The organism is Gracilibacillus lacisalsi DSM 19029 (assembly GCF_000377765.1).
Classification (GTDB): Bacteria; Bacillota; Bacilli; order Bacillales; family Amphibacillaceae; genus Gracilibacillus; species Gracilibacillus lacisalsi.
On record NZ_KB898673.1, the window covers coordinates 77,427 to 102,803 of the forward strand.

A 25,377-nucleotide genomic window follows, 5' to 3' on the forward strand; every position below is an offset into this window, starting at 1 on the left:
TTCATCCAATCAACTAGCATAATATGATAGTACCCTAATTAGAGGAGGATGACATATGCAGGAATTATTAAAAAAATATGCTCAACTAGCATTACATACAGGTGTGAATTTACAAGAAGGTCAAGGATTACTAGTCCAGGCCCCGATTGAAGCGATTGAATTAGTCCGAATCGTTGTCAAAGAAGCGTATGAAATGGGAGCAAAAAATGTCCATGTTGAATGGAAAGATGATCAATTAACGTATTTAAAAATGAAACATGCGCCAATGGAAGTGTTAGAAACGTTCCCCGAATGGCGAAAAGATGCCATGGTTAGCATGGTGAAGGAGGGCTATGCAGTATTAAATATTTATGGTGAAAACCCTGACCTCTTGCAAGATATTGACGGGAAACGAATGGCAGCCGTAACGAAAGCAAGTTCTACTGCTTTAAAAGAATACCGTGATTACCTGATGAACGACCGAGCACGTTGGTCGATTGTTGGTTATCCTACTACAGAGTGGGCACAAAAAATATATCCAGATTTAAATGCAAAAGAAGCGAAGGAACAACTTTGGAAAGAAATCTTCCGTATTGCGCGCGCTGATCAAGATGATCCAATCGAAGCGTGGAATGAACATAATCAATTATTACGCAATGCACGTGAATATTTAAATGAGAAAAATTATGCAAAACTCCATTTTCAAGCGACAGGTACTGACTTAACGATTGAATTACCAGAAGGACATATTTGGCATGGAGGAGCAGCAAAGGCGACAGATGGCGTGACATTCAATCCGAATATACCGACAGAAGAAGTATTCTCGATGCCACATAAGTACGGAGTTAACGGTCAAGTAACTAGTACAAAACCTCTTAGTTTCCAAGGCCAATTAATTGAGAATTTCACCCTGACATTTAAAGACGGTAAGGTAGTTGATTACTCATGCAAGAAGGGAGAAGGAGCGCTTAAACAGTTATTAGAAGCAGATGATGATGGAGCATCTCGCTTAGGTGAAGTTGCCTTAGTACCGCATGAATCTCCAGTCTCTCAAGCGGGGATTATTTTCTTTAATACCCTATTTGATGAGAATGCTTCCTGTCACATAGCTTTAGGAAAAGCGTACCCAACGAATATCAAAGGCGGCTCTGATATGAAGGAGAAGGAGATGGATCAATACGGTGTCAATGACAGTATTGTCCATGAAGATTTTATGATTGGCTCTGCAGATATGAATATTGATGGTATTACAAAAGACGGAGAAAAAGAGGCGATTTTCCGTAATGGTACATGGGCGATCTCTTTCTAAAAATTTCAAAACTTTAACACAACATTTACAAATTGTTAACAATAAACGGAATTACTTTTGGTTCTTCCTTATAGAGGGTAAGATAGTATAAAACCGTTAAAAAAGGGAGAATAAATAGATGCAACGTGAAGCTTATTTTGATAATGCCAAGCTAGTCTTTATATTTTTAGTTGTGTTTGGTCATTTAATTCAACCTTTAAAACAGCATATCGAATTAGTTAATGTTCTATATCAATGGATATATTTATTTCATATGCCGGTGTTTATCTTAGTGAGTGGTTTTTTTGCGAAAGGTGCAAGTGATAAAGGCTACTTGCTTAAATTAGCCAAAAGGATCCTAATTCCATATTTCTTATTCCAGGTATTTTATTCTGTCTACTTTTTAAGCATAGGTAAGAATAGCTGGGATACCACGTTGTATGATCCGCATTGGGGATTGTGGTTCTTATTAAGTTTATTTAGCTGGCACATATTATTGATTGGATTTAAAAAGTTAAAACCTTTTTACGGAATTTCTTTAGCTTTTGTAATAGGTGTTTTGGTTGGGTATTTACCATTTATCGGACCATCTTTTAGTTTATCAAGAACGCTTGTCTTTTTCCCTTTTTTCTTAATCGGATACTGGCTGAGCAAGGATCAAATATTTAAATGGCAGACAGTCAATAAAAAGGCAATCGCAGTAGGCGCGTTAATTGCGGTGTTTATTGTAAGTTATGTGACACCAACAATCCCTTCCGAATGGTTATTTGGTTCCCATTCTTATCAGATGTTGGATGCAGCGGCTAATGGTGGTTTGATTCGTGCATTGTTATATATCGTAGCAACAATAATGGTTTTTTCGGTATTACTTTTAGTCCCGAATAAACATTACTCTTTTACAACACTTGGTCAAAATACGATGTATGTCTATTTATTACATGGTGTTATTATTCAATACGGTCGTCAAGCGCATTTATTGGCAGTAGACCAAAACCTTGACACATTGGGCCTTGCTGTCATTGCGGCTGCCATTGTATGGTTCTTAGCATCCAAATGGGTTGTAACCTTCACTCAACCAATCGTCGAAGGAAGAACAGACCGCATTCAACAATGGTGGAAAGAACGAAAAAACAAACGCCAATCGTCAGATCAAGTATATCAATACCAAGAAAAGTCATCATAAGATGGCTTTTCTTGTATGGAAAGAAAGTATAAAAACAGCGCATTAACCATGTAAAACGAAGTAGTTATTGTGAAATATTTTATGGCAACGCTCCGACTAATTACTTCGTTCGGAAAAGGCCCAACAATTCTTGTCATAAGTAATAGGTTGACATTTTTACAATTGGCCGCTATCCGTGAGTATAAAAGCAGCCGTGTTACTTCATGCTAGCGTTGTAGAGCAGATCTTAGCGAAGGCCGCCCACTTCAACTCCTGTGGGAATCGTTTGGCCTGAAGATCCACTTTTTCGAGCGGTTTTTGCTCGAAAAAGTTAGCTGAAGGTCAAACCCCACGGAAAGGGAAGTGGGCAGCCGGAGCGGTGGTTAAGCTGTTCAAGTATTTCATAATGGATGCTAGAGAAATGGTAAATCTTTAGCTTTTAGTCATAAGGCCTGAGCGGATTTTGCTCAGTAGTTGTATAAACGACAAATCTTCTATCACGAAAAAAGATTTGTCGTTTAAATACCAGTCAACTACTTTAAAGCTTGCCATATCGTGCAAGAATTCTGTCTACACCCCCACCATATCCTTCGCCAAATAAATTCAAATGGACAAGCAAATAAAACAATTGATAAATTGGCTTTACTTCTTCGTAATAATTCTCCAAAGGAAACACTGCTTGATAACTCTGGTAAAAATCAGCCGGAAAACCGCCAAATAACTCAGTAAACGCTATTTCGAATAAATGATCCCCGTAAACAACAGATGGATCAATTAAATAAGGTTCTCCGTCTTTTCCAACAAGCCAGTTACCACCCCATAAATCACCATGCAGCAGTGATACTGGCGGAGTTTTCGGTATGTATTGATCGAGATTTACTAACAAAGATTCCATCCGCTTCTGTCTTTTACCCTTCATTCTCCCTTTTTCCATAGCAATTTCCATTTGTGGGCGAAGGCGCATCTCCCGGTAATAGTCAACCCAACTGTCATACCAGATATTTTCCTGTGTCAATTCCCCGACAAAAGTTGTTTGATCTAACCCATAAGATGAACTTGTCTCAGCTAAATGTAAAGCTGCTAAATTCTCTCCTAATACTCGACCAGTCGAATTACTTTTGTTTCCTTCCACCCATTCCATGATTAGCACCATTTCTTCATAACCTTTAGCGATGTCATAATAATATACTTCTGGTACAGCAATAGTATTGGTAGCACGAATTCGTTCTAAGCCATCCGCTTCCATTTTAAAGAAATCTGCAGGTACATGTTGATTGGTTTTGATGAAATAATGCTTTTCAGCTGTTTGGACATAATAAGCCTGGTTGATATCACCACCAGCTATTGGTTGAACAAGCTGGACAGGGGAATTATCCCCGATTAATTGTAACTTTTCGTGCATAACGCTCCCTCCTTGTAAAACTAGTATAGCATCTAAAAATCAAGGTAGAAAAGCGAGGTTCTATCGTGTACAATAGGAAAGAATTTATTAATAGGTAATAGAGGTGAAAAGATATATGCAACGAGAAAATTGGGCATCAAGGTTAGGTTTTATGCTAGCTGCAATGGGTTCTGCTGTTGGTTTAGGTAATATTTGGCGGTTCTCTTATGTTGCTGGTGAAAATGGTGGAGGCGCATTTTTAATTTTATATATTTTGAGTGTGTTAGTTATCGGTATTCCATTATTATTAGTAGAAGTGAGCATCGGAAGAAAGGCGCAAAGAGATATAGTTGGATCGTATAAGAAATTAGCACCGAAACAACCATGGTTTATGGTCGGTTACTTAGGTGTTGCAAGTGCCTTTCTGATTCTAAGCTTCTACAGTGTCGTAGCTGGCTGGGCGTTGTACTACTGGTGGAGATATGTAACAGGTGCAATGACCGAGATGCCGGACATTGGATTTGGTGGCTCCTTTGAGGCTTTTATTTCACAGGATTATGCGCCATTATTCTGGCATGCACTTTTCATGGGGATTACCATGTTTATCGTATTAGTCGGGGTAAAGAAGGGAATAGAGCTAGCCAATAAAATATTAATGCCGATTTTAGCATTAATGATGATTGCACTAGCGATTTATAGTGTGACATTACCTGGCGCAGGTGAAGGACTTGCTTTTCTTTTTCAACCGGATTGGTCTGTATTAGATGATCCTTCTGTCTATATTGCAGCATTGGGACAAGCCTTCTTTTCACTAAGTTTAGGTGTTGGTACGATGATGACCTACGGAAGTTACTTAACGAAACAACATCAGTTACCAGGTGCGACAGTGGGAATTGGTGTGATGGATACTTTATTTGCGATCATTTCAGGGATTGTCATTTTCCCAGCTGTATTTGCCTTTGGCATTGACCCTAGTTCTGGACCGCCACTTGTATTTATCACATTACCGGAAATTTTTTATCAAATGAATTTCGGTGGTGTTATTGGTTTGGTATTCTTTACAGCATTAAGCTTAGCGGCGATTTCTTCTTCGATTTCATTGCTAGAAGTGCCGGTTGCCTATTTGATGCGTGCGGCTAATATGTCGAGAAAATTAGCATCACTTATTGTCGGACTCGTGATTTTTGCATCAGGTGTTACAGTTTCTTTAGGAATGGGAAAATGGAGCGGGATCACCTTAATTGGCGATCGCAACATCTTAGATTCGATGGACTTTCTATCATCCAATGTGTTCTTACCAATTGGAGGAGTAACGATGGCATTATTTGTCGGCTGGTATTTTAGCAAACAAGAGGCGTTGGAAGCATCGGATTTAACGAATAATCCAATTGGTGGTCTCTGGTATGTACTAGTAAAATTCATCGCACCATTTATCATTGCTATCATTTTCTTAAATTCGCTTGGAATTGTATAATAGCGGGAGAGGGGATGAGCGATTATGGCGATTACCAATCAGCAGATTTTACGAAAGATAATAGCCGAATGTGAACAAGCATTAAATAATGAAAGCAAAGTACGAGAGCATGCGAAAGCAGTACAATCTTTAACAGATTTATTATTAGATCAGGATAAGAGTGCTCCGGCTCAATCTACGAGCTCAATTGATGATTTAGAGTGGCAGAAAATGGTGGGACAACCTGCGCCAAAACCACCGTTAAAACAAGAGAAAAAGGTGGAAGATGACGGTGCTAATGGAGATTCACTACTTGACTTTTAAATAGGGAGTGGAGATACAGATGAAAATCTTTTTATTATTAGGTATTCTAAATGGTTTTCTGGCCGTGGCATTGGGAGCTTTTGGTGCCCATGGTCTAGAAGGAAAATTATCAGAGAAGATGCTTGCTACGTGGGAAAAAGCAGTACAATATCAAATGTTTCATACTGTCGCCTTACTTGCAACAGGTTTATTAATGCCTAAAATTACGTCTGGAAGTATCGTGGCAGCAGGCTGGTTTTTCTTTGCGGGAATCATTTTGTTCTCTGGCAGTCTCTATATCTATTCCACAACCCAGATCAAAACATTTGCGATGATTACACCAATTGGGGGACTGGCATTTTTAGTCGGCTGGGTGTTGTTAGGCTATGCCGTAATTAAGTTTATCTAGCTTTTTATGACCCTTTGCTATCACCAAAGGGTCATTGTTTTACCTATAGAAAAAGTAAAAGCGCCATAATTCCGATGATGCCAATACCTCGTAATATAAATTGTGAAAAGAAAAATGTATGCCCCTTTTTCCACTCTTTCCAAGCTTCGATAAATAAATTTATACTTAAACTTGCTAAAGCAATCACCCCTAGCAAAGTTGATTGATTTTGCCATGCAAGTATAATAAATACGAGTGTCAAACTAAAACAGGCAACCGTTATTTCATCGTTTGAAGCTTTTTTCTTCACGATCTTTACCTCCATAAAAAAGACACAAGCAATTACTTGTGTCTGCGCTGTTGAAGTATATACTTTTTCCACGTTAGGAAAATAGATTACAGTAAAGTAGTTAATTCACGTAGACTCAGGTTTTTTACCTGCAGTAGGCGATAAGCTTTAGCGTGGCGAATAGTTTGCGGTACCTGGATTTTGATTAAATGGATAGTCATAATTTATCTCTTCATCGAATGTAATATAATCTAAGTATACCATCAATAACACATAACGCTTACCTGTTTCTGCATCACTTAAAATAATGTGATCACGGCCTGCTGCTTCAATCGTTCCTTTAAATACTTTGGCATTCCAGCGGTCATTATTTTCGAACGTCATGTACACGGTAGCCCTTTTGCCTTTGTTTAAGCGAAGGATGTTTTCAATATAGGACTCCTCTGCCGGAAGCATGCCAGGTACGTCTGAAACAGATGGTTGCTGTTGTTGTCCATTTCCAATCGGCCCTCCCGACTGTGCCATCTGCCCCATCTGTCCCATCTGTCCCATCTGTCCAAGTTGATCCATTCGTGGCATATGTCCATATGGATACTGATATCCTCCATAACCGCTTTGCATACCATAATAGCCTTGTGGAGTATATGGTTGCATATTCACAGGTTGCTGTTGGTTCTGGTTTTGATTTTGACTCATCGATAAAAGACTCCTTTCTATAATCGGAAATATGCTCGTGCTTTTTCCGCATTCCTACTAGCCATCTATATGCATTTTGTTTCGTAAACATGCATAAAGAAAAAACACACGGTAAATACCGTGTGTTTAGACAGCTAAATAAGCTGGAATCTCATCTGTATTTAATATATTGCCAACATAGAATGGTCCGAACTCACCATATCGTGCACTGACAACATCAAAACGCATTTCATAGACAATCTTTTTAAGTTGTAGCACGTCTTTGGCGAATAATGTCACACTCCACTCCCAATCATCAAAGCCCATAGAACCGGTAATAATTTGTTTGATTTCACCAGCATATTTTCTGCCCGTCAAACTATGCTCATACATTAATTGGCGGCGTTCATCCATCGGCAGCATATACCAGTTATCATTACCTTCACGACGCTTGTCCATCGGGTAGAAGCAAATATGATCCCATTGTGGCAACTTCGGTTTTAAGCGTGCGCGAACACCAGGATTGTCTTCAGGGTTGTCATTGTCTTTCGACATATATTTGGATAGTTCTACAACAGATACATATGAGTAACTTGGTGTTGTGAACTCAGCAAATTTTGATTTATTAAAACGCAATTCAATTTCTTCTAGTTCTTTCATTGTTGGGCGAAGAATCATTAATATGATATCTGCTTTTTGTCCCATTATAGAGTAGAACGCATGACTGCCATCACGTGCTTCTGATACTTCTTCCCATTCACGGAGCATCTTTTGTAATTCATCGACTGCTTCTTTGCGCTCCTGTTCGGAAGCTTTTTTCCATTTTGTCCAATCTATTTTACGTAAATCGTGTAAACAGTACCAACCATCCATTGTTTCGACTGCTTCTGGCATTTTGATTCACTCCTTAGAATTGATTCTTTCGTTTTAATATAACATATTTGGGGAAAAATACTTATTGAAATGCTGTATCAAATAACAAATTTTTACAGAAAAATGAACAATTTAAAAATTTTTTATAATGAAACGCATTCATTTTGATTCCTACTTTCATTATTACACAAAAACGCGTATCATATAATACAGATAATAATTTGGAGGGTTATAACATGAGCGATTTATTTGCGGATATTAAAGGTAGATTAGAAGGAAATGCTCGAAAAATCGTGTTTCCTGAAGGTTTAGACGAACGAATTTTAACTGCAGCAAGCATGTTGAAAAAAGATGGATTAGTTGAACCTGTATTAGTCGGAATACATGAAAAAGTGGAACAGAAGGCGAAAGAGCTAGGTGTTGCTATCGATGGAGTGGAAATTCTCGATCCAAGCACTTACGCTGAATTTGACGAAATGGTTACGTCTTTCGTGGAACGCCGTAAAGGGAAAGCTACAGAAGAAGATGCACGTAAGATGTTAGTAGACGAAAATTATTTTGGTACGATGCTTGTTTACATGGGCAAAGCAGACGGTTTAGTAAGTGGTGCAGCGCATTCTACAGCTGACACAGTACGCCCAGCATTACAAATTATCAAGACGAAAGAAGGTATCAAGAAAACTTCTGGCGTCTTTATTATGGTGCGCGAAGAGGAGAAATATGTTTTCGCAGACTGTGCGATCAACATTGCACCAGACAGTCAAGACTTAGCAGAAATTGCAGTTGGCAGTGCCGAAACCGCAAAACTGTTTGATATTGACCCTCGCGTTGCAATGCTTAGCTTCTCAACAAAAGGTTCAGCAAAATCAGAAGAAACAGAGAAAGTTGCCGAAGCAGTTAACATCGCAAAAGAAAAAGCTCCGGAATTAACATTAGATGGCGAATTCCAGTTTGATGCAGCTTTTGTACCATCGGTAGCAGAGAAAAAAGCACCGGGCTCTGTTTTGAATGGTGACGCAAATGTCTTTGTATTCCCGGGCCTTGAAGCTGGTAACATAGGCTACAAAATTGCCCAACGCTTAGGTGGCTTTGATGCAGTTGGCCCAATTCTGCAAGGACTTAACCAGCCTGTAAATGACCTATCACGTGGATGCAGCAGTGAAGATGCTTATAAATTAGCACTAATCACCGCAGCACAAGCATTAGACGCACAGTAGATTTCTACTGTGCTTTTTGCTATATTAAGGGGAGAAAGGAGAATAGATATGAAACCCGACAGCCCCATTTTATGGCAACAATATCGGGCACTCCTAGAACTCCTTCCAGAACAACATCCTGAGTACCCAAACATTATCAACCAATTCCGGCGCCAAGAAGCTGGACAAGCTGGAGAAGACAACCTCGCTTACTACCTCGATCAAGCACAGGTTCCATCTCTAACATGTATCAAAAGGTTACGACTCGAACACCACAGTGCATTCCAACTCGATTGGCTCGTTCTCGGATTAGGATTCCGAGTTATATTTGAAGTGAAAAGTCACACAGGAGAAATTTATTTTGATGCGAAGTCCCATCAGTTGACACGTATCATAGACGGCATCAAAGAAGGTTTTGATGATCCGCTTTTGCAAGTCGATCGCCAATATGCTAATTTACGTGCCTATTTTATCGCTCACAACATCGACCAATTACCAACTTATCGCTTCGCAGTCTTTGTCAATCCTAACGCGATCCTCCGTTTACATGACTATCCTGAATATCAACGCGTACTAACATCCCAAAGAGTGCCAGCTATTTTAGAAAATTTAGCAGAAAAGCACCCTCCCGTTATTTCCGAAGAAGCAAACCAACAAATCGAACAATTCTTAGTGGAAAATCATCGTGAGCGTGCGATTTCGATACTAGAAAAACACGCCATTTTGTGGGATGATTTACACAAAGGATTACCATGCCCCTCTTGTAACAAACGGTCCATGCGAAGAGAGCGAATGCGTTGGCAATGTCCTTTTTGTCGAACGAGAAGTACCGATGCACACCATAAGTTTTTATATCAGATCGCACTACTATCGAATAATAGAGTGACAAAGCAGTTAGCATCTCACTTTTTATGTATGAAATCTCCTGACGCTGCTCGAAAGTTGATGGTACGCGCAGGTTTCATTAAAGAAGGAGCAAATAAAAATGCTATCTATAAACATCCAAAACTAATCCCTTTTTATTAAAAGTGTCCAATAAACATCAAAAAGTGTCCAGTAAATTCCCGAAAGTGTCCAATAAACGATTAAAAGTGTCCAGTAAATACTCGAAAGTGTCCAATAAACTTGAAAAAGTGTCCAATAAAATGCAACTCATAAAAAGGAGCCACGCATATGACTTCATTCAAAAAATTAATCATGCACCGGTTGAAAATGCCGCTAAAATATCCGTTTAAGAACAGTAATACAACGATTACAGAAAAGGATATCATCATTACCGAGCTTCATGATCAAGATGGATTTATCGGTTATGGCGAGTCTGTAGCCTTTGATTCCCCTTGGTACACAGAAGAAACGACAGATACAGTGCAATATATGATGGAGCATCACCTTTGGCCATTGATCAAAAAGCAGCAGATCAACCATCCGACAGAACTCAAGCTCGACAACATTCGCCGCAACCATATGGCAAAAACAGCTATCGAAGGAGCAGTGTGGGATATCTATGCGAAGCGAACGCAACAACCACTTTATCAGGCAATCGGAGGTACAACCAACCAAATACCAGTAGGAGCAGCGATCGGCCTGCAATCCACCGATGAGCAGGTCATTGGAAAAATTGCACAAGCACTTGAGCAAGGTTATCAACGAATCAAATTAAAAATAAAGCCGGAAAACGACTTGCACACCTTAGAAACAGTGCGCAACCATTTTCCGACAACACCACTAATGGTCGATGCCAATTCTGCCTATACAATCAACGATATCGATCATCTTAAAAAAATGGATCTATACAACTTAATGATGATTGAACAACCGCTAGCATCTGATGATTTCATCGATCATGCCAAACTCCAGCATGAAATCAACACACCGATCTGCCTTGATGAAAGTATCCATACTCTAGCAGATGTTCAAACAGCGATCGCACTTAACAGCTGTAAAATCATCAGTATTAAATTAGCGAAAGTCGGTGGATTCACGAATGCGATCAAGATTCATGACTATTGCCAAAAATATAACATTCCAGTCTGGTGTGGTGGAATGCTAGAAGCAGGAGTAGGGCGCGCCCAATCATTGGCGTTAGCAACATTACCAAACTTCACGCTACCCGCAGATCCAGGAGCATCCAACCGTTATTGGCATCAAGATATTATCACTCCAGAGGTTGAAGTCCATAACGGTTATGTTACGCTGCCAAAAAGGCCAGGAATCGGCTATGATCTCAATCTACCCACAACGGATCAAAAAGTGCTCACTTAAGTGCTTTTTGATTCCGCTCTACCATTTGTTTCATCCTTTTTTCAAAAACAGCTAACTCATCACCAGCTAAGTCAGTGTATTGTACATCCCCTAACAAACGCAAAACGCGGTCTATGCTGTCCTCGACTGTTAACTCCTTACCAACCAACTCTGACAAGGACCTCATCGTATCAGGCTCCACTTCCGGGTACGCAAAGCGTTCATCATCAATCGAACGCCCCGCACGATAAAAATCATGAACTAACTCAGCACGTGCCGCTCCACTACCACGTACACAAATATAGATTTGCACCGCAATCCCTTTCTTGACCCGTCGCTGTGAGATACCAGCAAACTTCTTGCCACCAATACTCAAATCATAATCACCAGGACAATACGAACCAACGACTTCAAACGCTTCAATTCCATCCGTAAGATCTGCGTACATATCCTGGACAAAGGCTGTCATCAGCTCATACCCGGAATGAATCCCCATCTCATCCAAATCCGGCACCACAAATGAAAAATTCAAGACATCCCGATCAAGCACTACCGCAAGACCACCAGAATTCCGAACGACAACATCAAACCCTTTTTCTTGTAAAAAAACGACTGCTTCGTCCACGGCTGGCAAGCGACTATCGATAATGCCAAGAACAACCGTGTTATCATGGACCCAGAATCGACACGCAACCTTGTTACTGCTTCGCCCTATCGATTCACACAACGTATCATCGACTGCAAATGATGCCATTGCTGTTCCTAGCACCTCCGGATCACTATGGTCAATTACTCTTATTTGTTTATCTTTAAAAAATTGCTTCCAATCTTTCATTATTATCCTCCAAACCTTTTCGTTCACCTAAAACTATATTATACTAATAGTAAGAAAAAAGAGGAAGGTATTTGCCATGGCTTATAAAGATGAAAAGTTACACGAGGAGAAGGTATTTAAAGATCCAGTCCATCGCTATGTCCACGTTCGTGATCGAGTGATCTGGGATTTGATCGGCACCAAAGAATTCCAGCGATTGAGACGGATCAAGCAATTAGGCACATCTTTTTTAACCTTTCACGGAGCGGAACATAGTCGTTTTAACCATTCACTAGGAGTTTATGAAATTGTCCGTCGAATACTCATCAATTTTGAGGACAGGCCTAACTGGAATCATGAGGAACGATTGCTCTGTTTATGTGCCGCATTGCTTCATGATTTAGGACATGGACCGTTTTCCCATTCGTTCGAGAAAGTCTTTAAATTAGATCACGAGGATTTCACGAGATCGATTATTCTTGGTGATACCGAAGTGAATCAAGTATTAACAAATATTAGTATTGAATTTCCACAAAAAGTTGCCGATGTTATTAATAAGACCTATCACGACAAATTAGTAGTAAGTTTGATCTCGAGTCAGATTGATGCGGACCGGATGGATTACTTACAGCGTGATGCCTATTTTACTGGGGTTAGCTATGGCCACTTTGATATGGAGCGGATTTTGCGTGTTATGCGACCGGTAGAAGACCAAGTCGTGATCAAGGAATCGGGTATGCATGCAGTTGAAGATTATATTATGAGCCGTTACCAGATGTATTGGCAAGTCTATTTTCACCCGGTTACTCGTAGTGCCGAAGTGATTTTGACGAAGATTTTGCACCGTGTCAAACAATTATATGACGAAGGATACACGTTTAAAGTGGAACCGGCACCTTTTGTATCTTTCTTCGAGGAACAAGTGTCACTGGAGGATTACATTAAGTTGGATGAAGCGGTAGTCTTGTATTATTTCCAAATGTGGGCGGAAGAAGATGATCCGATTTTAAGTGATTTGGCCTATCGTTTTATCAATCGTCGTTTGTTTAAATATGCCGAATTTAATCCAAATTTGCAAATGAATGAATGGATGGAGTTGTATCAACTGTTCCGAGATATTGACCTTGATCCAGACTATTATTTAGTAGTAGATTCCTCCTCCGATTTGCCGTATGATTTTTACCGACCAGGAGAGGAAGAAGAACGGTTACCGATTCATTTACTAATGCCAAATAAGGAATTACGTGAATTATCTCGTCAGTCTGATATTGTAGAGGCGATATCAGGGAAGAAACGGACTGATCATAAGTTATATTATCCAAAAGATTTAATCGAAAAGTTGCCAGAGGATAGACCGGAGAAACAGCAAATAAAGAAAATTTTACATAAACAAGAAAGTTAAGAAACTGGGGTGTTTTCATTGCTAGATAATCATGCAAAGCTTGTAAAAGTGATCGCAGCATCGGAAGGAATTGTCGGGCGCAAAAAGTTGCAAAAAATCATTTACATCATGAAAAAACTTGGACTACCTTTTGAAGAAAAGTATACGTTCTATTTTTACGGGCCGTATTCTGAGGAGTTAAGTTTGCGAATTGAGGAGATTACTAACCTAGGTTTTGTCTCAGAAGTAAGAGAAAAGAAGAGCAATTATTATCAATATCGATACCAAGTAACAGAGCAGGGAGAGGATTTTCTTAAACATTCCAACACCGAGCTGCCATTAGAACAGTCGCTTTTGCAGGAGATGAAAGAACAGAGCTCACGCTTTTTGGAGCTTGTAAGTACGATGCTATATTTCGATCATTTACCAAAGCCTGAGATCGAACAAAAGGTACAAGAAGTGAAAAAGAAGTCGAACTATACACCAGAGGATATCAAAGAAGCCTGGGCATTTATCAATAGATTGCAAAAATAACCCTGTGATGGGTTATTTTTGTTTGCAATTATATGTTGTTATTCTGCTCATTTAACAATTGATCTAGCTTACTTTCGATTCGTTCTAATTGTTTCTTTTTCCTTCCTAAACGAAATATCAATAGGATTAAAATCGTAATGATGCTTAGAAATAGGATAAACGAAATAAGAGCGAAAAACATATCGCCACCTTGCAATCCACCTATACCCGCGTAAAGCAAATAAAACACATCCTTTTATTCCTAGTATATCAATGGAAGGATAATAATGGAAGGTAAAGGAAAAAAACATCAAACTGAAAAAAGTGTCCTTCATCCTCTCGAATCCAAGTACCTATCAATCGATTAACCGTTTGCCGCCAACACCATAATTACGCTTATCGATATCTTCGACAAACACAACAACTTTTTCTCGAGATGCCCCGGTTGTTTCTACAACCGCATCTGTTACTTTTTCAATTAAAGCTTTGCGCTGTTCATCTGTTCTGCCTTCTAGCATTTGTACTGTTACGTATGGCATATGTTTCTCTCCTTCTGTTATGGGATATCGATATTATTGTATCGTAAAAACAAAAAGAGGGAAACACAGAAGATGAAAACTCAGTTTTAAACATGCTACAATAATAAGTAAAATAAGTAGGAGGATGGATTGTCATGAGTGAAGAAAAAAAGAAATCCAATCAATTTACGATCATGAAGGACGATTCCACGGATGGTCATGGCGGATATGGTGTCGGGTCGATTAGTTTAGAAAATATCTCCCCAGTGATTATCGATCCGAATGAAGATCGTGCCTTTGTTGATATGGGAGCGATGCACGCAAGAAGTGAAGTAGAACGTCGTGTGAAGTTTCTTCCAAATAAAGAAGATGTGCCAAATGGTAAACTGTACTGGATTGTTTGGGTTACGGTTGAACGTGGAGAAATAGGCCCTTACTATCATGGTGTAACAGGATGTGAAATCCGTGTCGACCGTTCGATCAAACGTGCTTATAAATCAATGCCAGAGCATGTCAATCATATGGATAAATCGATGAAAGGACATGTGATTGTCGAGCATATGGATGAGAAGTCACTAAAGTTACTCGCTGATTTCTTACGCGAATTTGATCCAGAGATGTGGAAAAATTCATCCGATGAATTAAAGCAAGCTTTACCAGAATAATGAACATTTTGTGAACATTATCTGAAAATGAGCGATTATACTTGTCCTAAGAGATTAATTTTTTATAAAATATACACACATGGTAACTCTTCGTTACTAGGACCGGAAAAGGCTGGGCATTTGCCCAGCCTTTTTCCGTTCTATTGCTCATCTTCGCCTGTCCACATCCATTCCCACCAGTTCTCCAGCAGGCGGTCTTCAGGGATCATCTCATCTAATTCTTCAGGATGCTCATGCTCATCATCTAAATGGGCGGTGCAATATCTCGTTGGCTCTGTTCCTCTGACAAATGACATCGTGTGTGTCTGTCCACATCCATCTCCTGCCAGAAAACCCGTATTTAAATCAATCGATGCCTCCACCACATTGTCCGGTTTTACGATATGTTCTTCAGGTAAGTTTTCATGAGCTGATTCCATAAAACTTGCCCAAACTTCCTTCGCATACTGCTGATCACTGGTTCGTACAATTTCGCGATTATCATCATATCCAACCCAAACACCAGCGGTTAAGGCAGGGCTAAAACCCATCATCCAGTTATCGACATTGGTTGTTCCAGATTTACCAGCATATTCATGTGTCAGCTTGTCAGCGATAGAAGCACCAGTCACACTCATATAGCCGTTTAATTCTTGCTCAAACATTCCTTTCATCATATCAGCAAGAATATAGGCATATTCTTTTCGCAATACTTGGTTATCCTCTTGTTTAGAGAATGGGTTCCATCCTTTATTCTCTGCTTGTTCTTCCTCTCTGTCGTACAAGACTTCTCCATACGCGTCGGTAACCTTTGTAATCGTATGGCTTTCGACATCTAGACCGCCATTTGCTATCATGCTGTATCCTGTCACCATCTCCTGCATCGTTACCACCTCTGTTCCTAATGCTAACGATGCGACTGGCTCCAGTTCACTATTAAATTTAAATTTATTTTTAGCTGTTCGTGCAAACCGTTCTGGTGTCACATACAAATTCGTTTTGACAGCAAATATATTGTCAGAGAGTGCCATTGCCTGGGCCATTGTGATCGGTTGGTTGGCATAATAATCATTATAGTTACTAGGCTGATAACTTTTGCCATCCGCTAACTCAAAAGTGGTCGGTTTACTCATTAAGGTCGTGGCAGGCGTCATCCCGTTTTCTAAAGCTGTATAATAAAGAAACGGTTTAAAAGCAGATCCTGGCATTCTTTTTGCTTGTGTTACCCTATTAAAGGAAGAATCTTCATAGTCCCTGCCGCCGAGCAGTGCGGTGACACCTCCCGTATCTGGATCCATTGCCATAGCCCCAACTTGGATTTCTGAGTCGCTATCGATCGTTTCAGAGGCTTGTTCCATTGCTTGTTGCTGCTTCAAATCTAATGTCGTATAAACTTGATACCCACCTGAACGAATATCCTCGATGTTTACATCCAACAATTCTTGCAATTCCTTCACAACGACATCCTGGAAATACGGTGCAACACTTTTGCTAGCAATATCACGATCCTCAGAAAAAGATAATTCTTCATTCAAGGCAGTTTCATATTCGCTATCATCGATCACGTTTTTCTCATGAAGATTACTTAAGATTAATTCTTGTCTGTTTTTCGCATTATCTAAGTTATGAAAAGGCGAGTAGTGAGACGGCCCCTTCGGTATTCCTGCCAGCATTGCAGCTTCGGCCCAACTGAGATCAGCTGCAGATTTATCAAAAAAATACTTGCTCGCAGCTTCGATACCATACGCACCATGTCCAAAATATATCGTATTTAAATATCCCTCTAACAGCTCGTCTTTATCATAGAACATTTCTAATCGAATCGTATAAAAAGCCTCATATAATTTCCGTTTCCATGTTTTGTCATGTGTAAGAAAAAGGTTACGAGCATACTGCTGTGTAATCGTACTTGCCCCTTCTTTCAGGGACAGCGTCTGAATATCCTTCCAAATTGCTCCGACTAAACGTTTAAGATCAAACCCGAAGTGATCAAAAAAATGTTGATCCTCTGTTAAGACCGTTGCCTGCTCCAAGCGGTCATCTATTTCAGCAAGGGATACCCAGTATCTTTGTTCTGAACCGTATTCCTCCCCAATCACTTCTTCGGTATTACTATAATAAATCGTATTTTGCGGTCGTTCTAAGGACGGTGGGCCAAGTAAAAAGCTAGCAATCAACAGCACTGCAATACAAGACCCCATCATTAATACTAGAAAAAAACTAAACTTTAATAACCGTCTCTGTCTCTTTCTCTTCCTGCGTCTATATCTACGCCTCACCGGACCACACCTCCACTTCTTATCTCATCAAGAAGCAATTATGAGTAGAATGCTCATCATTAGCATTATGGATAAAAAAAACCGGTGATAAACATACAAGATGGAAGAATTACTTGATTTTTTACGGAAAAACTCTAGAATAGTATTGTTTACTACTAAAATAATTATTTGTATGCATAGATGGAGGAGCGATCCAGATGGGTTTATGGTTTACCGAGAAACAAACAGACAACTTTGGGATTACTGCAAAAATTAAGCAAACCTACCATACAGAACAAACGGATTTTCAAAAACTGGACATGGTCGAAACGGCAGAATGGGGCAACATGCTGTTGTTGGATGACATGGTGATGACAACAGAGAAAGACGAATTTGTCTATCACGAAATGGTTGCACATGTTCCACTGTTTACACATCCCAATCCGAAAGAAGTACTTGTTGTAGGTGGTGGTGACGGAGGGGTGATTCGTGAAATTTTAAAGCACCCGTCTGTTACAAAAGCAGTACTAGTTGATATTGATGGAAAGGTCATTGAGTATTCTAAAAAATATCTACCGTCGATCGCAGCGAAATTAGATGATCCGCGTGTGGAGGTACGTGTAGCGGATGGCTTTATGCATATCGCCGAAAGTGAAAAGGCGTACGATGTCATCCTAGTCGATTCTACAGAGCCAGTCGGGCCTGCTGTCAACCTTTTTACTAAAGGTTTTTATGCAGGGATCTCAAAAGCATTAAAAGATGACGGTATTTTTGTGGCACAAACCGATAATCCTTGGTTTAAAGCAGATTTAATTCGTCAGGTATATGCAGACGTGAAAGAAATTTTTCCTGTTACCCGCTTGTATACAGCGAATATTCCAACTTATCCAAGTGGATTGTGGACATTTACGATCGGTAGTAAAATGCATGATCCATTAAAAGTAAAAGAGGAACGCTTTTTTGAAATAGACACGAAATATTATACAAAACAGCTGCACCATGCTTGTTTTGTTTTACCGAAATTTGTAGCAGATTTAACTGTTTAGAAAGGGGTAGTGGAATGCGATTTGACGAAGCCTATTCAGGAAAAGTATTTATTATGTCACGTCCGGATTTTGAAGAGGCAGATGCCATCCTTTATGGGATGCCAATGGATTGGACAGTCAGCTTCCGTCCGGGGTCACGTTTTGGCCCTAACCGGATTCGGGAAGCATCGATTGGTCTGGAGGAATATAGTCCCTATTTAGATCGCCATTTAGAAGAAGTGAATTATTTTGATGCAGGTGATATTCCACTCCCTTTTGGTAACCCCAAACGGAGTCTGGAGATGATCCGGAATTATGTCGATCAAATTCTAGCAAAAGGGAAATTTCCATTAGGTCTAGGTGGCGAGCATCTGGTCAGTTGGCCAATTATTGAAGCGGTGTATGAAAAATATCCAAATCTCGCGGTCATCCATATCGATGCCCATGCAGATTTGCGTGAAGAATATGAAGGCGAGCCATTATCCCATTCGACACCAATTCGCAAAGTATGTGAAAAAATCGGACCCGAAAATGTTTTTTCCTTCGGCATCCGTTCTGGTGACCGTGAGGAGTTCCGTTATGCCGAAGAAAGTGGTATGTATATGGCGAAATTTGCTGTAGTGGAGCCATTAGAGCAGATGTTGCCAAAATTAGCGGGACGTCCCGTTTATGTTACCGTAGATATTGATGTACTAGATCCCGCTTTTGCACCCGGTACAGGAACAGCGGAAGCAGGAGGGATTTCGTCAAAAGAATTATTGACAGCTATTCATTTGATTGCCCGATCGAATCTAAATGTAGTCGGAGCAGATCTTGTCGAAGTAGCACCAAACTATGACCCAACAGAACAGACTGCAATTGCTGCGAGCAAGTTTATCCGAGAAATGTTGTTAGGTTGGGTAAAATAAGTCACACCATATGTAAACTATGACGTAAATATGATAAAATATGTTACAGTTTATATTTTGATTAGGGGATATTACATGAAAAGGAATCAAATCGTGAGAGATTTTTTGTTAAATGAGACAGAGATGCCGTTACATGTCGTATATCAGCAGTTGAAAGGTCAGCCCAATGAAATAAAAGATATGAGTGAGATTTGCTTAGAGAGTAAAAGTGCAGCAAATCAATGTGCAGCGATGGAATATTTGTATGCCAATGGTTTATTTCCTGAATTAAAGCTCTTGATTGAAAAGACCGAATATGCTACCAACAAGCTGGTTCGTAAAACATCACGAATTTATCAAATCATGTATGACCGGAAAACATTAAGAGCTAAACAACTAAAGCCCGATGCACCAGCAAAATATATTAAAGCCGTAAACCGGTTGAGGATAAATGATGATGAATACTCTTTGAAAATCCTTCGTGATCTTGTTCATATTTTCTGTTACTTTGATATGAACCAGTATGGCAAAATTGGGACGTTTAATCAATCGATTAAAAGAGATCTTCTCCATGTAAAAGATCCATTATTGTATACTTTATTGGAATCGAGATTGAATGAGACGTTGTTTATTTATCATTGGAAGCGAAATGAACTGATTTTGTCACGGAAGTATGGTTATCAATTATTAACGGATACCAATAATCCATGCAAAAAAATTGATATTCATAACATTTTGGCACAAGGTTACTTATTTGAAAGCTATGATCAGGCCATGTACCATGTTTCTGTCGCACTGGAGATCGCTAGAGAATTGCAATATGAACGAGCGATGTATGGTTTGAAAAACTTCACGTTGCCTTTTATCGCCGCTTATTATAAAAAGACAGAAGGTGTCACAAGTGAAGACCAGGCAGAGCAAGCCCATATTGCCTTGGCAGAAAATGAGCTAGACAAATGTATCCGTATATTAGAAAGTTTCGAGCAACTTACCCCTTTTCAACAATATTATTTAGGACGAGCTAAGCAGGATAAGTATTTGTTACGCACATCTTATCAACGTTTTATTGAAGAACGTGACGATTATTTTTATGCGAGATTACCTCTTGAGGCATTAAACGCCCTTGATCAATAGAAGGATGAATAAAATGAACAAATCTCCCGTATCCATTAAAATGACAATGGAAATTACCGAACTAGGAAACAAAGATGTTACGATTGTTGAAGAAAAAGGTCATTTATTGGAGAAAGATGATACTACTGTATTGAAATTTAGTGAAACAAACGAAAATAATGAGCAAACTGATTCCTTGATTACGATTCAACCGGACAAAGTTAGTGTCAAAAGGTCTGGAGCGGTATCGATGCTGCAAAAGTTTCAAAGTAAGCAAGTAACCGAAAATGTTTATCGGCATCAGTTTGGTACGATGCATATGGAAACTGAAACAGATCAAATAGTATACCAACCACCAGTTGCAAATCAAGATGGTAAATTATTCATCAGTTATCAAACCAGTTTGAACGGGGAAACACCGAGACGTCACCGCTTAACGATTAGCTTAGCAAAAGAAAACTAATGGAGGTTATTGTATGAACGTGATGCAAAAGATGCAGGAAAACTTAAAGGCAGAAATAAAGCGTGCGGTTCTGTCGGCAGAGTTGGCAACAGAAGCAGAAATCCCTGCTGTTGTCCTCGAGCAACCGAAGGACAAAGCGCACGGTGATTATGCAACGAATATCGCGATGCAACTGGCTAAAGTCGCTAAAAAAGCACCACGCCAAATTGCAGAAGACATTGTTAGACAATTAGATCAATCGAAAGCTTCAATTAAAAGTGTCGATATTGCAGGCCCAGGCTTTATCAATTTTTTCATCGACAATCAATACTTAACAAATTTAATTCCAACTATTTTAGAACAAGCTGAAAGCTACGGAGCATCAAACACTGGTAATGGCGAAAAAATTCAAGTGGAGTTCGTTTCTGCCAACCCAACAGGAGACTTGCACCTTGGTCATGCTCGTGGTGCTTCTGTCGGTGATGCACTGTGCAATATTTTAGCTAAAGCAGGCTATGATGTGCAGCGTGAATATTACATTAATGATGCTGGTAATCAAATTAATAATCTTGCGTTATCCGTCCAAGCACGTTATATGCAAGCAATTGGGAAAGATTTTCCAATGCCAGAAGACGGTTATCATGGTGCCGATATTATCGGAATCGGAGAAACGTTAGCAAAGGAACATGGAGAAGCGTTGTTGGAAAAATCAGAAGAAGAGCAGCAATCCTTTTTCCGTGAATATGGATTGAAATTCGAATTAGATAAATTAGCAGAGGATCTAGCACAATTCCGTGTAACCTTTGATAATTGGTTCTCCGAAACGTCCTTATATGAAGAAAACAAAATTGTCCCGGCAATTGAATTATTAAAAGAAAAAGGCTATATCTATGAACAAGATGGTGCGACATGGTTCCGCACAACGGATTTCGGAGATGATAAGGATCGTGTTTTAGTCAAGCAAGACGGTTCTTATACGTATTTGTCACCAGATATCGCTTATCATAAAAATAAGCTAGATCGCGGCTTTGATAAGCTTATTAACATATGGGGTGCAGACCACCACGGTTATATCCCAAGAATGCGCGCAGCTATCCAAGCATTAGGTTATGATGCCGATACATTAGAAGTGGAAATCATTCAAATGGTCAACCTTTTCGAAAATGGTGAAAAGGTAAAGATGAGTAAACGTACTGGTAAAGCAGTTACATTAAGAGAGTTAATGGAAGAAGTCGGTATTGATGCGATGCGTTATTTCTTCGTTATGCGTTCAGCTGACTCTCATCTAGATTTTGATATGGATTTAGCCAAATCAGAGTCTAACGATAACCCAGTTTATTATGTACAATATGCGCACGCACGTATTTGTACAATGCTCAAGCAAGCAGAAGAGAAGGGAATCAACTTTACAGATTACGATGCAACCATTTTGCAGTCTGAGAAAGCAGAAGATTTATTGAAAAAGATGGGCGAGTTTACCCAAGTGGTTGCCGATGCAGCACAAAACCGTACACCACATCGCATCACTCAATACATTTTTGATTTAGCAGCCAACTTACACAGCTTCTACAATGCCGAAAAAGTAATCAATGAAGATGATTTAGATGCAACAAAAGCACGACTTGCATTGATGCAAGCAGTTCGCATCACACTGGCAAACGGAATGAAACTAATCGGTGTCCACGCACCGGAGAGTATGTAAGAAAGGGCTAGTCATAAGTTTAGTTAAAGACTTATGGCTACCCTTTTTCTTTATAATATAGGAAAGTATATAATCCGCGGTATCAACGCATTTGTAAGCATAGTAGCCATTTTGAAATAGCTTGTACAGGAAACCATCGCTGCGGCTGTCCACTTCCCTTTCCACGGGATTTTCGCCTAAGCTAACTTTGGTAAGCAAAGAGCGCTTACCAAAGTGGATCTTAGTCGAAAATCATCCCGTAGGAGTGGAAGTGGACGGCCTCCGCTATGAAACTGTTCTACAACGTTTGTGACTGCTAACTGCTCGAGCCTTCTTAACCTGTGTAATAAAACTGGAATGTCAGCGAGTACATTCATTGTAGAGCATGAATGAGCGTAGGCGTCCACTTCGACTCCTGTGGGATCAGCGTGATCTGAAGATCCACTTTTGTAAAGCGATCTTCTTTACAAAAGTTAGCTGAAGACACGGCCCACGGAAAGCGAAGTGGGCAAGCCGTAGCGGTTGTTACGCCTATTATTCATGTCAAAATAACTACTTTGGACAGGACCGGGTGGGCTTTCCCGGTTTTTCTTAAATAACAATCGAAAGACGTTTAGTACTAACTTCCAAATTTAAAAGCGAGATTGGTACTTATTTTGCAATTTAGTACCAAACTAAAATCTGAAGAAAGAAAAATGGTACTTAAGTTGTAATTAAGTACCAAATTAAAATCTGAAGAAAGAAAAATGGTACTTAAATTGCGATTAAGTACCAAATTAAATCCTGTAGAAGGAAAAATGGTACTTAAACTGTAACTAAGTACCAAATTAATTCCTATATAAAAAAATTTGGTACTTCGTGTATCTTGATTTATGAGTTAAACTATAGGTGGATCAAGCACTGTTAAAAAAACATCATAAAAAGATCCGGAATGGGATGCTAACCCATGACAGGATTCTAAGGTATAGCGGTTGGTGAGTGAGCCAAGTATCCGTCATTAATTTGCTGTTGCTGATATCGGCGTCGTAGGCTTTGCGCATTTTCTGGTAAATAGGGTGCTCATGGCTAACGATCAGGTTTAACTCCTGATTCAACTGCAGACTTCTGCGGTCGAAATTGGCTGTACCTGCATCACAAGTTTTTCGATCAAAAAATATAACTTTTGCATGAAAAAAGCCATCAACATAGAGATGAATGGTTGCACCGTGTTCTTTCAGTTTTCTCAAATAAGGGAGAGCTGCAGCTTTAGCCACAATGTGATCCGCTTTTTCGGGAATTAAGATGGTCACTTCAACACCTCTTACCAATGCAGCCATAAGTGCCTCTGCAAGTTGTCGAGTCGGTACAAAATAAGGAGAACCGATTTCAATCGATTGGTTTGCTTTCTTAATATAATCTAACAATGTTTTCTCCAATACATCCCCTTCCGTCGCTAATACCTGTACATCACCAGTTTGAGCATTTTGGCTAGTATTTGTTTCTCCCCAATCGATAGCAAAGCTGTTCCGTAACACCTCGCTAATTTCCCCAACCATTCGCAAATGATAATCACGCCATCTTCCCAGTAATACATCTTTACCAACATATTCATTACCTAGATTAAAGCCGCCAAAGTAGCTAATCTTCTGATCAATCACAAGCACTTTGCGATGATTCCGCTGTTGTAGATGGTAGAAAAAAGGAAAGCGCGGGGGATTCATTTTGCGCATGAAAAATTTTTGATCAAGCCATTTTTTACGAAATTTAAAACTGCCCACCCAGTCGGCTAACAACCTGACACGAACTCCTTCCGCATGTTTACGTGCGAGCAGGGTATAAAACTGGTTACTAATTCGATCGTTACGAATGATAAAAAATTGCATATCAATCGACGCAGTGGCTTTCTCGATATCAGAAAGCATCGACTCAAATAGTGAATTCCCGTCAGCAAACAATTCAACTTCTTCAGTAGTGGTTCGCCAACTCTGACTTTTATTACGATGGGAAACAAGAAAACGGCCAAGTTGGAAATCAATAATTAGTAAGAGAATAAAAATGAAGATTATCCAAAGCATATATTTTTCCCTCATTTCTTGTTGTTACTATACCCAAAAAAGGTTAAAATCATAAGCAACATAATGGATGCGTTTTTTGAAATAATAAGTTAACATATAGAAGGATAGATAAATAAAAGAGGTGTTAATCGTGCAAAAATTAGTGTTTTTTGTAGGTGTAGCAGGAACAGGTAAAACAACAGTAGCAGAAAAAGTATCAGAAGATATCTCGTGTGCATTTCTTGATCGTGATACAGTTGGAGGACGTTTTGTAGAACGTTTTCTAGAAATGAATGATTTAGATCCAAACGATCGTGATTCAACATTTTATAAGGAAAACCTTCGCGATTTAGAGTATGACACAACGAAAGATATATGTATTGAAAACTTACGTGTTGGACAAAATGTTTTTATGATTTCACCGTTTACTGCAGAATTAAAAAATAAAGAATGGATCGAAGAAGTCATTGCAGCAAGTGGCAAATCAAAAGCAGAGGTTGATGTGAAGGTTGTAGTTGTAACACTACAGGATATGGAACAACAACGTGAACGAATCGAAGAGCGTGGTACAGACCGTGATACATGGAAGTTGGAAAATTGGGATTCTTATGAAACAAGAGTAGATTTTGTACCAACCATTAATTGGGATATCCCAAAAGAAAATATCAACATTTTTGATAATTCCGGTGATTTAACGGAAGAAAAGGTTGATAAGCTGGTAAGTTTCATTCAAAAATAGCTTCCTTAAAGATTGTTGCAATTCAATTAACAAAGCCATATAATATGATGGTAGAACTTAACTAGTCAGTGAATTTGTTTACATAGATTAGATAAAAAGGA

General features: G+C 39.4%; 26 protein-coding genes. 17 read left to right on the forward strand and 9 right to left on the reverse strand.

The genetic code is table 11. The features are described from left to right. Positions 1–55 precede the first annotated feature (55 nt). Complete coding sequence (locus D569_RS0116300; protein ID WP_018933499.1) at positions 56–1,288, forward strand: aminopeptidase; 1,233 nt, start codon at positions 56–58, stop codon at positions 1,286–1,288. Between the two features lie 118 nt (positions 1,289–1,406). After that, the gene (locus D569_RS0116305; RefSeq protein ID WP_018933500.1) at positions 1,407–2,450 is read left to right on the forward strand and encodes an acyltransferase family protein; all 1,044 of its coding nucleotides are present in this window, start codon (positions 1,407–1,409) and stop codon (positions 2,448–2,450) included. A 517-nt stretch (positions 2,451–2,967) separates the two neighbouring features. Here D569_RS0116305 and D569_RS0116310 read toward each other — a convergent pair. After that, on the reverse strand, positions 2,968–3,831 hold the full coding sequence (locus D569_RS0116310) for a fructosamine kinase family protein (RefSeq protein ID WP_018933501.1): 864 nt from the start codon (positions 3,829–3,831) through the stop codon (positions 2,968–2,970). 115 nt (positions 3,832–3,946) lie between these two features. Between D569_RS0116310 and D569_RS0116315 the strand changes: the two genes are divergently transcribed. The 3 genes from D569_RS0116315 to D569_RS0116325 are packed head-to-tail and all read left to right on the forward strand — an operon-like array spanning position 3,947 to position 5,975. After that, positions 3,947–5,284: a sodium-dependent transporter gene (locus tag D569_RS0116315; protein WP_018933502.1), complete on the forward strand. Its 1,338-nt coding sequence runs from the start codon at positions 3,947–3,949 to the stop codon at positions 5,282–5,284. A gap of 24 nt (positions 5,285–5,308) precedes the next feature. Beyond that, the gene (locus D569_RS0116320; RefSeq protein WP_018933503.1) at positions 5,309–5,587 is read left to right on the forward strand and encodes a YwdI family protein; all 279 of its coding nucleotides are present in this window, start codon (positions 5,309–5,311) and stop codon (positions 5,585–5,587) included. A gap of 19 nt (positions 5,588–5,606) precedes the next feature. Beyond that, entirely contained in the window at positions 5,607–5,975 is a 369-nt protein-coding gene (locus D569_RS0116325; RefSeq protein WP_018933504.1) for a DUF423 domain-containing protein, read from the forward strand. Between the two features lie 43 nt (positions 5,976–6,018). Here the strand turns inward: D569_RS0116325 and D569_RS0116330 are convergent, their stop codons facing one another. The 3 genes from D569_RS0116330 to hemQ form a co-directional block, all read right to left on the reverse strand. Further along, positions 6,019–6,264, reverse strand: a complete 246-nt coding sequence (locus D569_RS0116330; RefSeq protein WP_018933505.1) for a hypothetical protein — start codon at positions 6,262–6,264, stop codon at positions 6,019–6,021. Positions 6,265–6,411: 147 nt separating this feature from the next. Beyond that, a complete protein-coding gene (gene gerQ, locus D569_RS25100) occupies positions 6,412–6,939 on the reverse strand; it encodes a spore coat protein GerQ (RefSeq protein ID WP_018933506.1) in 528 nt (175 codons plus the stop codon). Positions 6,940–7,065: 126 nt separating this feature from the next. After that, complete coding sequence (gene hemQ, locus D569_RS0116340) at positions 7,066–7,812, reverse strand: hydrogen peroxide-dependent heme synthase (RefSeq protein ID WP_018933507.1); 747 nt, start codon at positions 7,810–7,812, stop codon at positions 7,066–7,068. Positions 7,813–8,027: 215 nt separating this feature from the next. On the opposite strand from hemQ, the gene pta reads away from it, so the two are divergent. From pta to menC, 3 genes are all read left to right on the forward strand, one after another. Further along, on the forward strand, positions 8,028–9,008 hold the full coding sequence (gene pta, locus D569_RS0116345) for a phosphate acetyltransferase (protein ID WP_018933508.1): 981 nt from the start codon (positions 8,028–8,030) through the stop codon (positions 9,006–9,008). Positions 9,009–9,056: 48 nt separating this feature from the next. Then, a complete protein-coding gene (locus D569_RS0116350; RefSeq protein ID WP_018933509.1) occupies positions 9,057–10,013 on the forward strand; it encodes a nuclease-related domain-containing protein in 957 nt (318 codons plus the stop codon). Positions 10,014–10,160: 147 nt separating this feature from the next. After that, entirely contained in the window at positions 10,161–11,249 is a 1,089-nt protein-coding gene (gene menC / locus D569_RS0116355) for an o-succinylbenzoate synthase (RefSeq protein ID WP_018933510.1), read from the forward strand. Here menC and D569_RS0116360 read toward each other — a convergent pair. Continuing rightward, positions 11,242–12,063 carry a lipoate--protein ligase family protein gene (locus D569_RS0116360; RefSeq protein WP_018933511.1) on the reverse strand — a complete coding sequence of 274 codons (822 nt, stop codon included), beginning with the start codon at positions 12,061–12,063 and terminating at the stop codon, positions 11,242–11,244. The two genes, menC and D569_RS0116360, sit on opposite strands and share 8 nt — an antisense overlap. A 76-nt stretch (positions 12,064–12,139) precedes the next feature. On the opposite strand from D569_RS0116360, the gene D569_RS0116365 reads away from it, so the two are divergent. Together D569_RS0116365 and D569_RS0116370 are read left to right on the forward strand one after the other, a co-directional pair. After that, a complete protein-coding gene (locus D569_RS0116365) occupies positions 12,140–13,444 on the forward strand; it encodes an HD domain-containing protein (protein WP_018933512.1) in 1,305 nt (434 codons plus the stop codon). Between the two features lie 18 nt (positions 13,445–13,462). Then, on the forward strand, positions 13,463–13,957 hold the full coding sequence (locus D569_RS0116370) for a YwgA family protein (RefSeq protein WP_018933513.1): 495 nt from the start codon (positions 13,463–13,465) through the stop codon (positions 13,955–13,957). Between the two features lie 28 nt (positions 13,958–13,985). On the opposite strand, the gene D569_RS0116375 is transcribed toward D569_RS0116370, so the two are convergent. Together D569_RS0116375 and D569_RS0116385 are read right to left on the reverse strand one after the other, a co-directional pair. Continuing rightward, positions 13,986–14,177, reverse strand: a complete 192-nt coding sequence (locus D569_RS0116375) for a hypothetical protein (protein WP_018933514.1) — start codon at positions 14,175–14,177, stop codon at positions 13,986–13,988. A gap of 115 nt (positions 14,178–14,292) precedes the next feature. Then, entirely contained in the window at positions 14,293–14,475 is a 183-nt protein-coding gene (locus D569_RS0116385; RefSeq protein ID WP_018933515.1) for a 2-hydroxymuconate tautomerase, read from the reverse strand. Between the two features lie 134 nt (positions 14,476–14,609). Between D569_RS0116385 and D569_RS0116390 the strand changes: the two genes are divergently transcribed. After that, a complete protein-coding gene (locus tag D569_RS0116390; RefSeq protein ID WP_018933516.1) occupies positions 14,610–15,119 on the forward strand; it encodes a YwhD family protein in 510 nt (169 codons plus the stop codon). Between the two features lie 140 nt (positions 15,120–15,259). Here the strand turns inward: D569_RS0116390 and D569_RS0116395 are convergent, their stop codons facing one another. Next, complete coding sequence (locus tag D569_RS0116395; protein ID WP_033405094.1) at positions 15,260–17,377, reverse strand: transglycosylase domain-containing protein; 2,118 nt, start codon at positions 17,375–17,377, stop codon at positions 15,260–15,262. A 197-nt stretch (positions 17,378–17,574) separates the two neighbouring features. On the opposite strand from D569_RS0116395, the gene speE reads away from it, so the two are divergent. From speE to argS, 5 genes are all read left to right on the forward strand, one after another. Continuing rightward, on the forward strand, positions 17,575–18,402 hold the full coding sequence (gene speE, locus D569_RS0116400) for a polyamine aminopropyltransferase (RefSeq protein ID WP_018933518.1): 828 nt from the start codon (positions 17,575–17,577) through the stop codon (positions 18,400–18,402). Between the two features lie 14 nt (positions 18,403–18,416). Next, a complete protein-coding gene (gene speB, locus D569_RS0116405) occupies positions 18,417–19,289 on the forward strand; it encodes an agmatinase (protein ID WP_018933519.1) in 873 nt (290 codons plus the stop codon). Between the two features lie 75 nt (positions 19,290–19,364). Then, complete coding sequence (locus D569_RS0116410; RefSeq protein WP_018933520.1) at positions 19,365–20,402, forward strand: AimR family lysis-lysogeny pheromone receptor; 1,038 nt, start codon at positions 19,365–19,367, stop codon at positions 20,400–20,402. Between the two features lie 13 nt (positions 20,403–20,415). Continuing rightward, entirely contained in the window at positions 20,416–20,844 is a 429-nt protein-coding gene (locus D569_RS0116415; protein WP_018933521.1) for a YwiB family protein, read from the forward strand. Positions 20,845–20,857: 13 nt separating this feature from the next. Continuing rightward, positions 20,858–22,525 carry an arginine--tRNA ligase gene (gene argS, locus D569_RS0116420; protein ID WP_018933522.1) on the forward strand — a complete coding sequence of 556 codons (1,668 nt, stop codon included), beginning with the start codon at positions 20,858–20,860 and terminating at the stop codon, positions 22,523–22,525. 893 nt (positions 22,526–23,418) lie between these two features. On the opposite strand, the gene D569_RS0116425 is transcribed toward argS, so the two are convergent. Next, positions 23,419–24,558, reverse strand: a complete 1,140-nt coding sequence (locus tag D569_RS0116425) for a phospholipase D-like domain-containing protein (RefSeq protein WP_018933523.1) — start codon at positions 24,556–24,558, stop codon at positions 23,419–23,421. A 130-nt stretch (positions 24,559–24,688) separates the two neighbouring features. Between D569_RS0116425 and D569_RS0116430 the strand changes: the two genes are divergently transcribed. Further along, entirely contained in the window at positions 24,689–25,276 is a 588-nt protein-coding gene (locus D569_RS0116430; protein ID WP_018933524.1) for a P-loop nucleotide/nucleoside kinase family protein, read from the forward strand. Positions 25,277–25,377 lie beyond the last annotated feature (101 nt).

Coding starts and splice junctions, on each gene's coding strand:
- D569_RS0116320 (WP_018933503.1), top strand. CDS start 5,309: ATGGCGATTACCAATCAGCAGATTTTACGAAAGATAATAGCCGAATGT.
- menC (WP_018933510.1), top strand. CDS start 10,161: ATGACTTCATTCAAAAAATTAATCATGCACCGGTTGAAAATGCCGCTA.
- D569_RS0116410 (WP_018933520.1), top strand. CDS start 19,365: ATGAAAAGGAATCAAATCGTGAGAGATTTTTTGTTAAATGAGACAGAG.
- D569_RS0116315 (WP_018933502.1), top strand. CDS start 3,947: ATGCAACGAGAAAATTGGGCATCAAGGTTAGGTTTTATGCTAGCTGCA.
- D569_RS0116305 (WP_018933500.1), top strand. CDS start 1,407: ATGCAACGTGAAGCTTATTTTGATAATGCCAAGCTAGTCTTTATATTT.
- speE (WP_018933518.1), top strand. CDS start 17,575: ATGGGTTTATGGTTTACCGAGAAACAAACAGACAACTTTGGGATTACT.
- D569_RS0116415 (WP_018933521.1), top strand. CDS start 20,416: ATGAACAAATCTCCCGTATCCATTAAAATGACAATGGAAATTACCGAA.
- pta (WP_018933508.1), top strand. CDS start 8,028: ATGAGCGATTTATTTGCGGATATTAAAGGTAGATTAGAAGGAAATGCT.
- D569_RS0116310 (WP_018933501.1), bottom strand. CDS start 3,831: ATGCACGAAAAGTTACAATTAATCGGGGATAATTCCCCTGTCCAGCTT.
- D569_RS0116300 (WP_018933499.1), top strand. CDS start 56: ATGCAGGAATTATTAAAAAAATATGCTCAACTAGCATTACATACAGGT.
- speB (WP_018933519.1), top strand. CDS start 18,417: ATGCGATTTGACGAAGCCTATTCAGGAAAAGTATTTATTATGTCACGT.
- D569_RS0116360 (WP_018933511.1), bottom strand. CDS start 12,063: ATGAAAGATTGGAAGCAATTTTTTAAAGATAAACAAATAAGAGTAATT.
- argS (WP_018933522.1), top strand. CDS start 20,858: ATGAACGTGATGCAAAAGATGCAGGAAAACTTAAAGGCAGAAATAAAG.
- hemQ (WP_018933507.1), bottom strand. CDS start 7,812: ATGCCAGAAGCAGTCGAAACAATGGATGGTTGGTACTGTTTACACGAT.
- D569_RS0116365 (WP_018933512.1), top strand. CDS start 12,140: ATGGCTTATAAAGATGAAAAGTTACACGAGGAGAAGGTATTTAAAGAT.
- D569_RS0116350 (WP_018933509.1), top strand. CDS start 9,057: ATGAAACCCGACAGCCCCATTTTATGGCAACAATATCGGGCACTCCTA.
- D569_RS0116390 (WP_018933516.1), top strand. CDS start 14,610: ATGAGTGAAGAAAAAAAGAAATCCAATCAATTTACGATCATGAAGGAC.
- D569_RS0116385 (WP_018933515.1), bottom strand. CDS start 14,475: ATGCCATACGTAACAGTACAAATGCTAGAAGGCAGAACAGATGAACAG.
- gerQ (WP_018933506.1), bottom strand. CDS start 6,939: ATGAGTCAAAATCAAAACCAGAACCAACAGCAACCTGTGAATATGCAA.
- D569_RS0116425 (WP_018933523.1), bottom strand. CDS start 24,558: ATGCTTTGGATAATCTTCATTTTTATTCTCTTACTAATTATTGATTTC.
- D569_RS0116325 (WP_018933504.1), top strand. CDS start 5,607: ATGAAAATCTTTTTATTATTAGGTATTCTAAATGGTTTTCTGGCCGTG.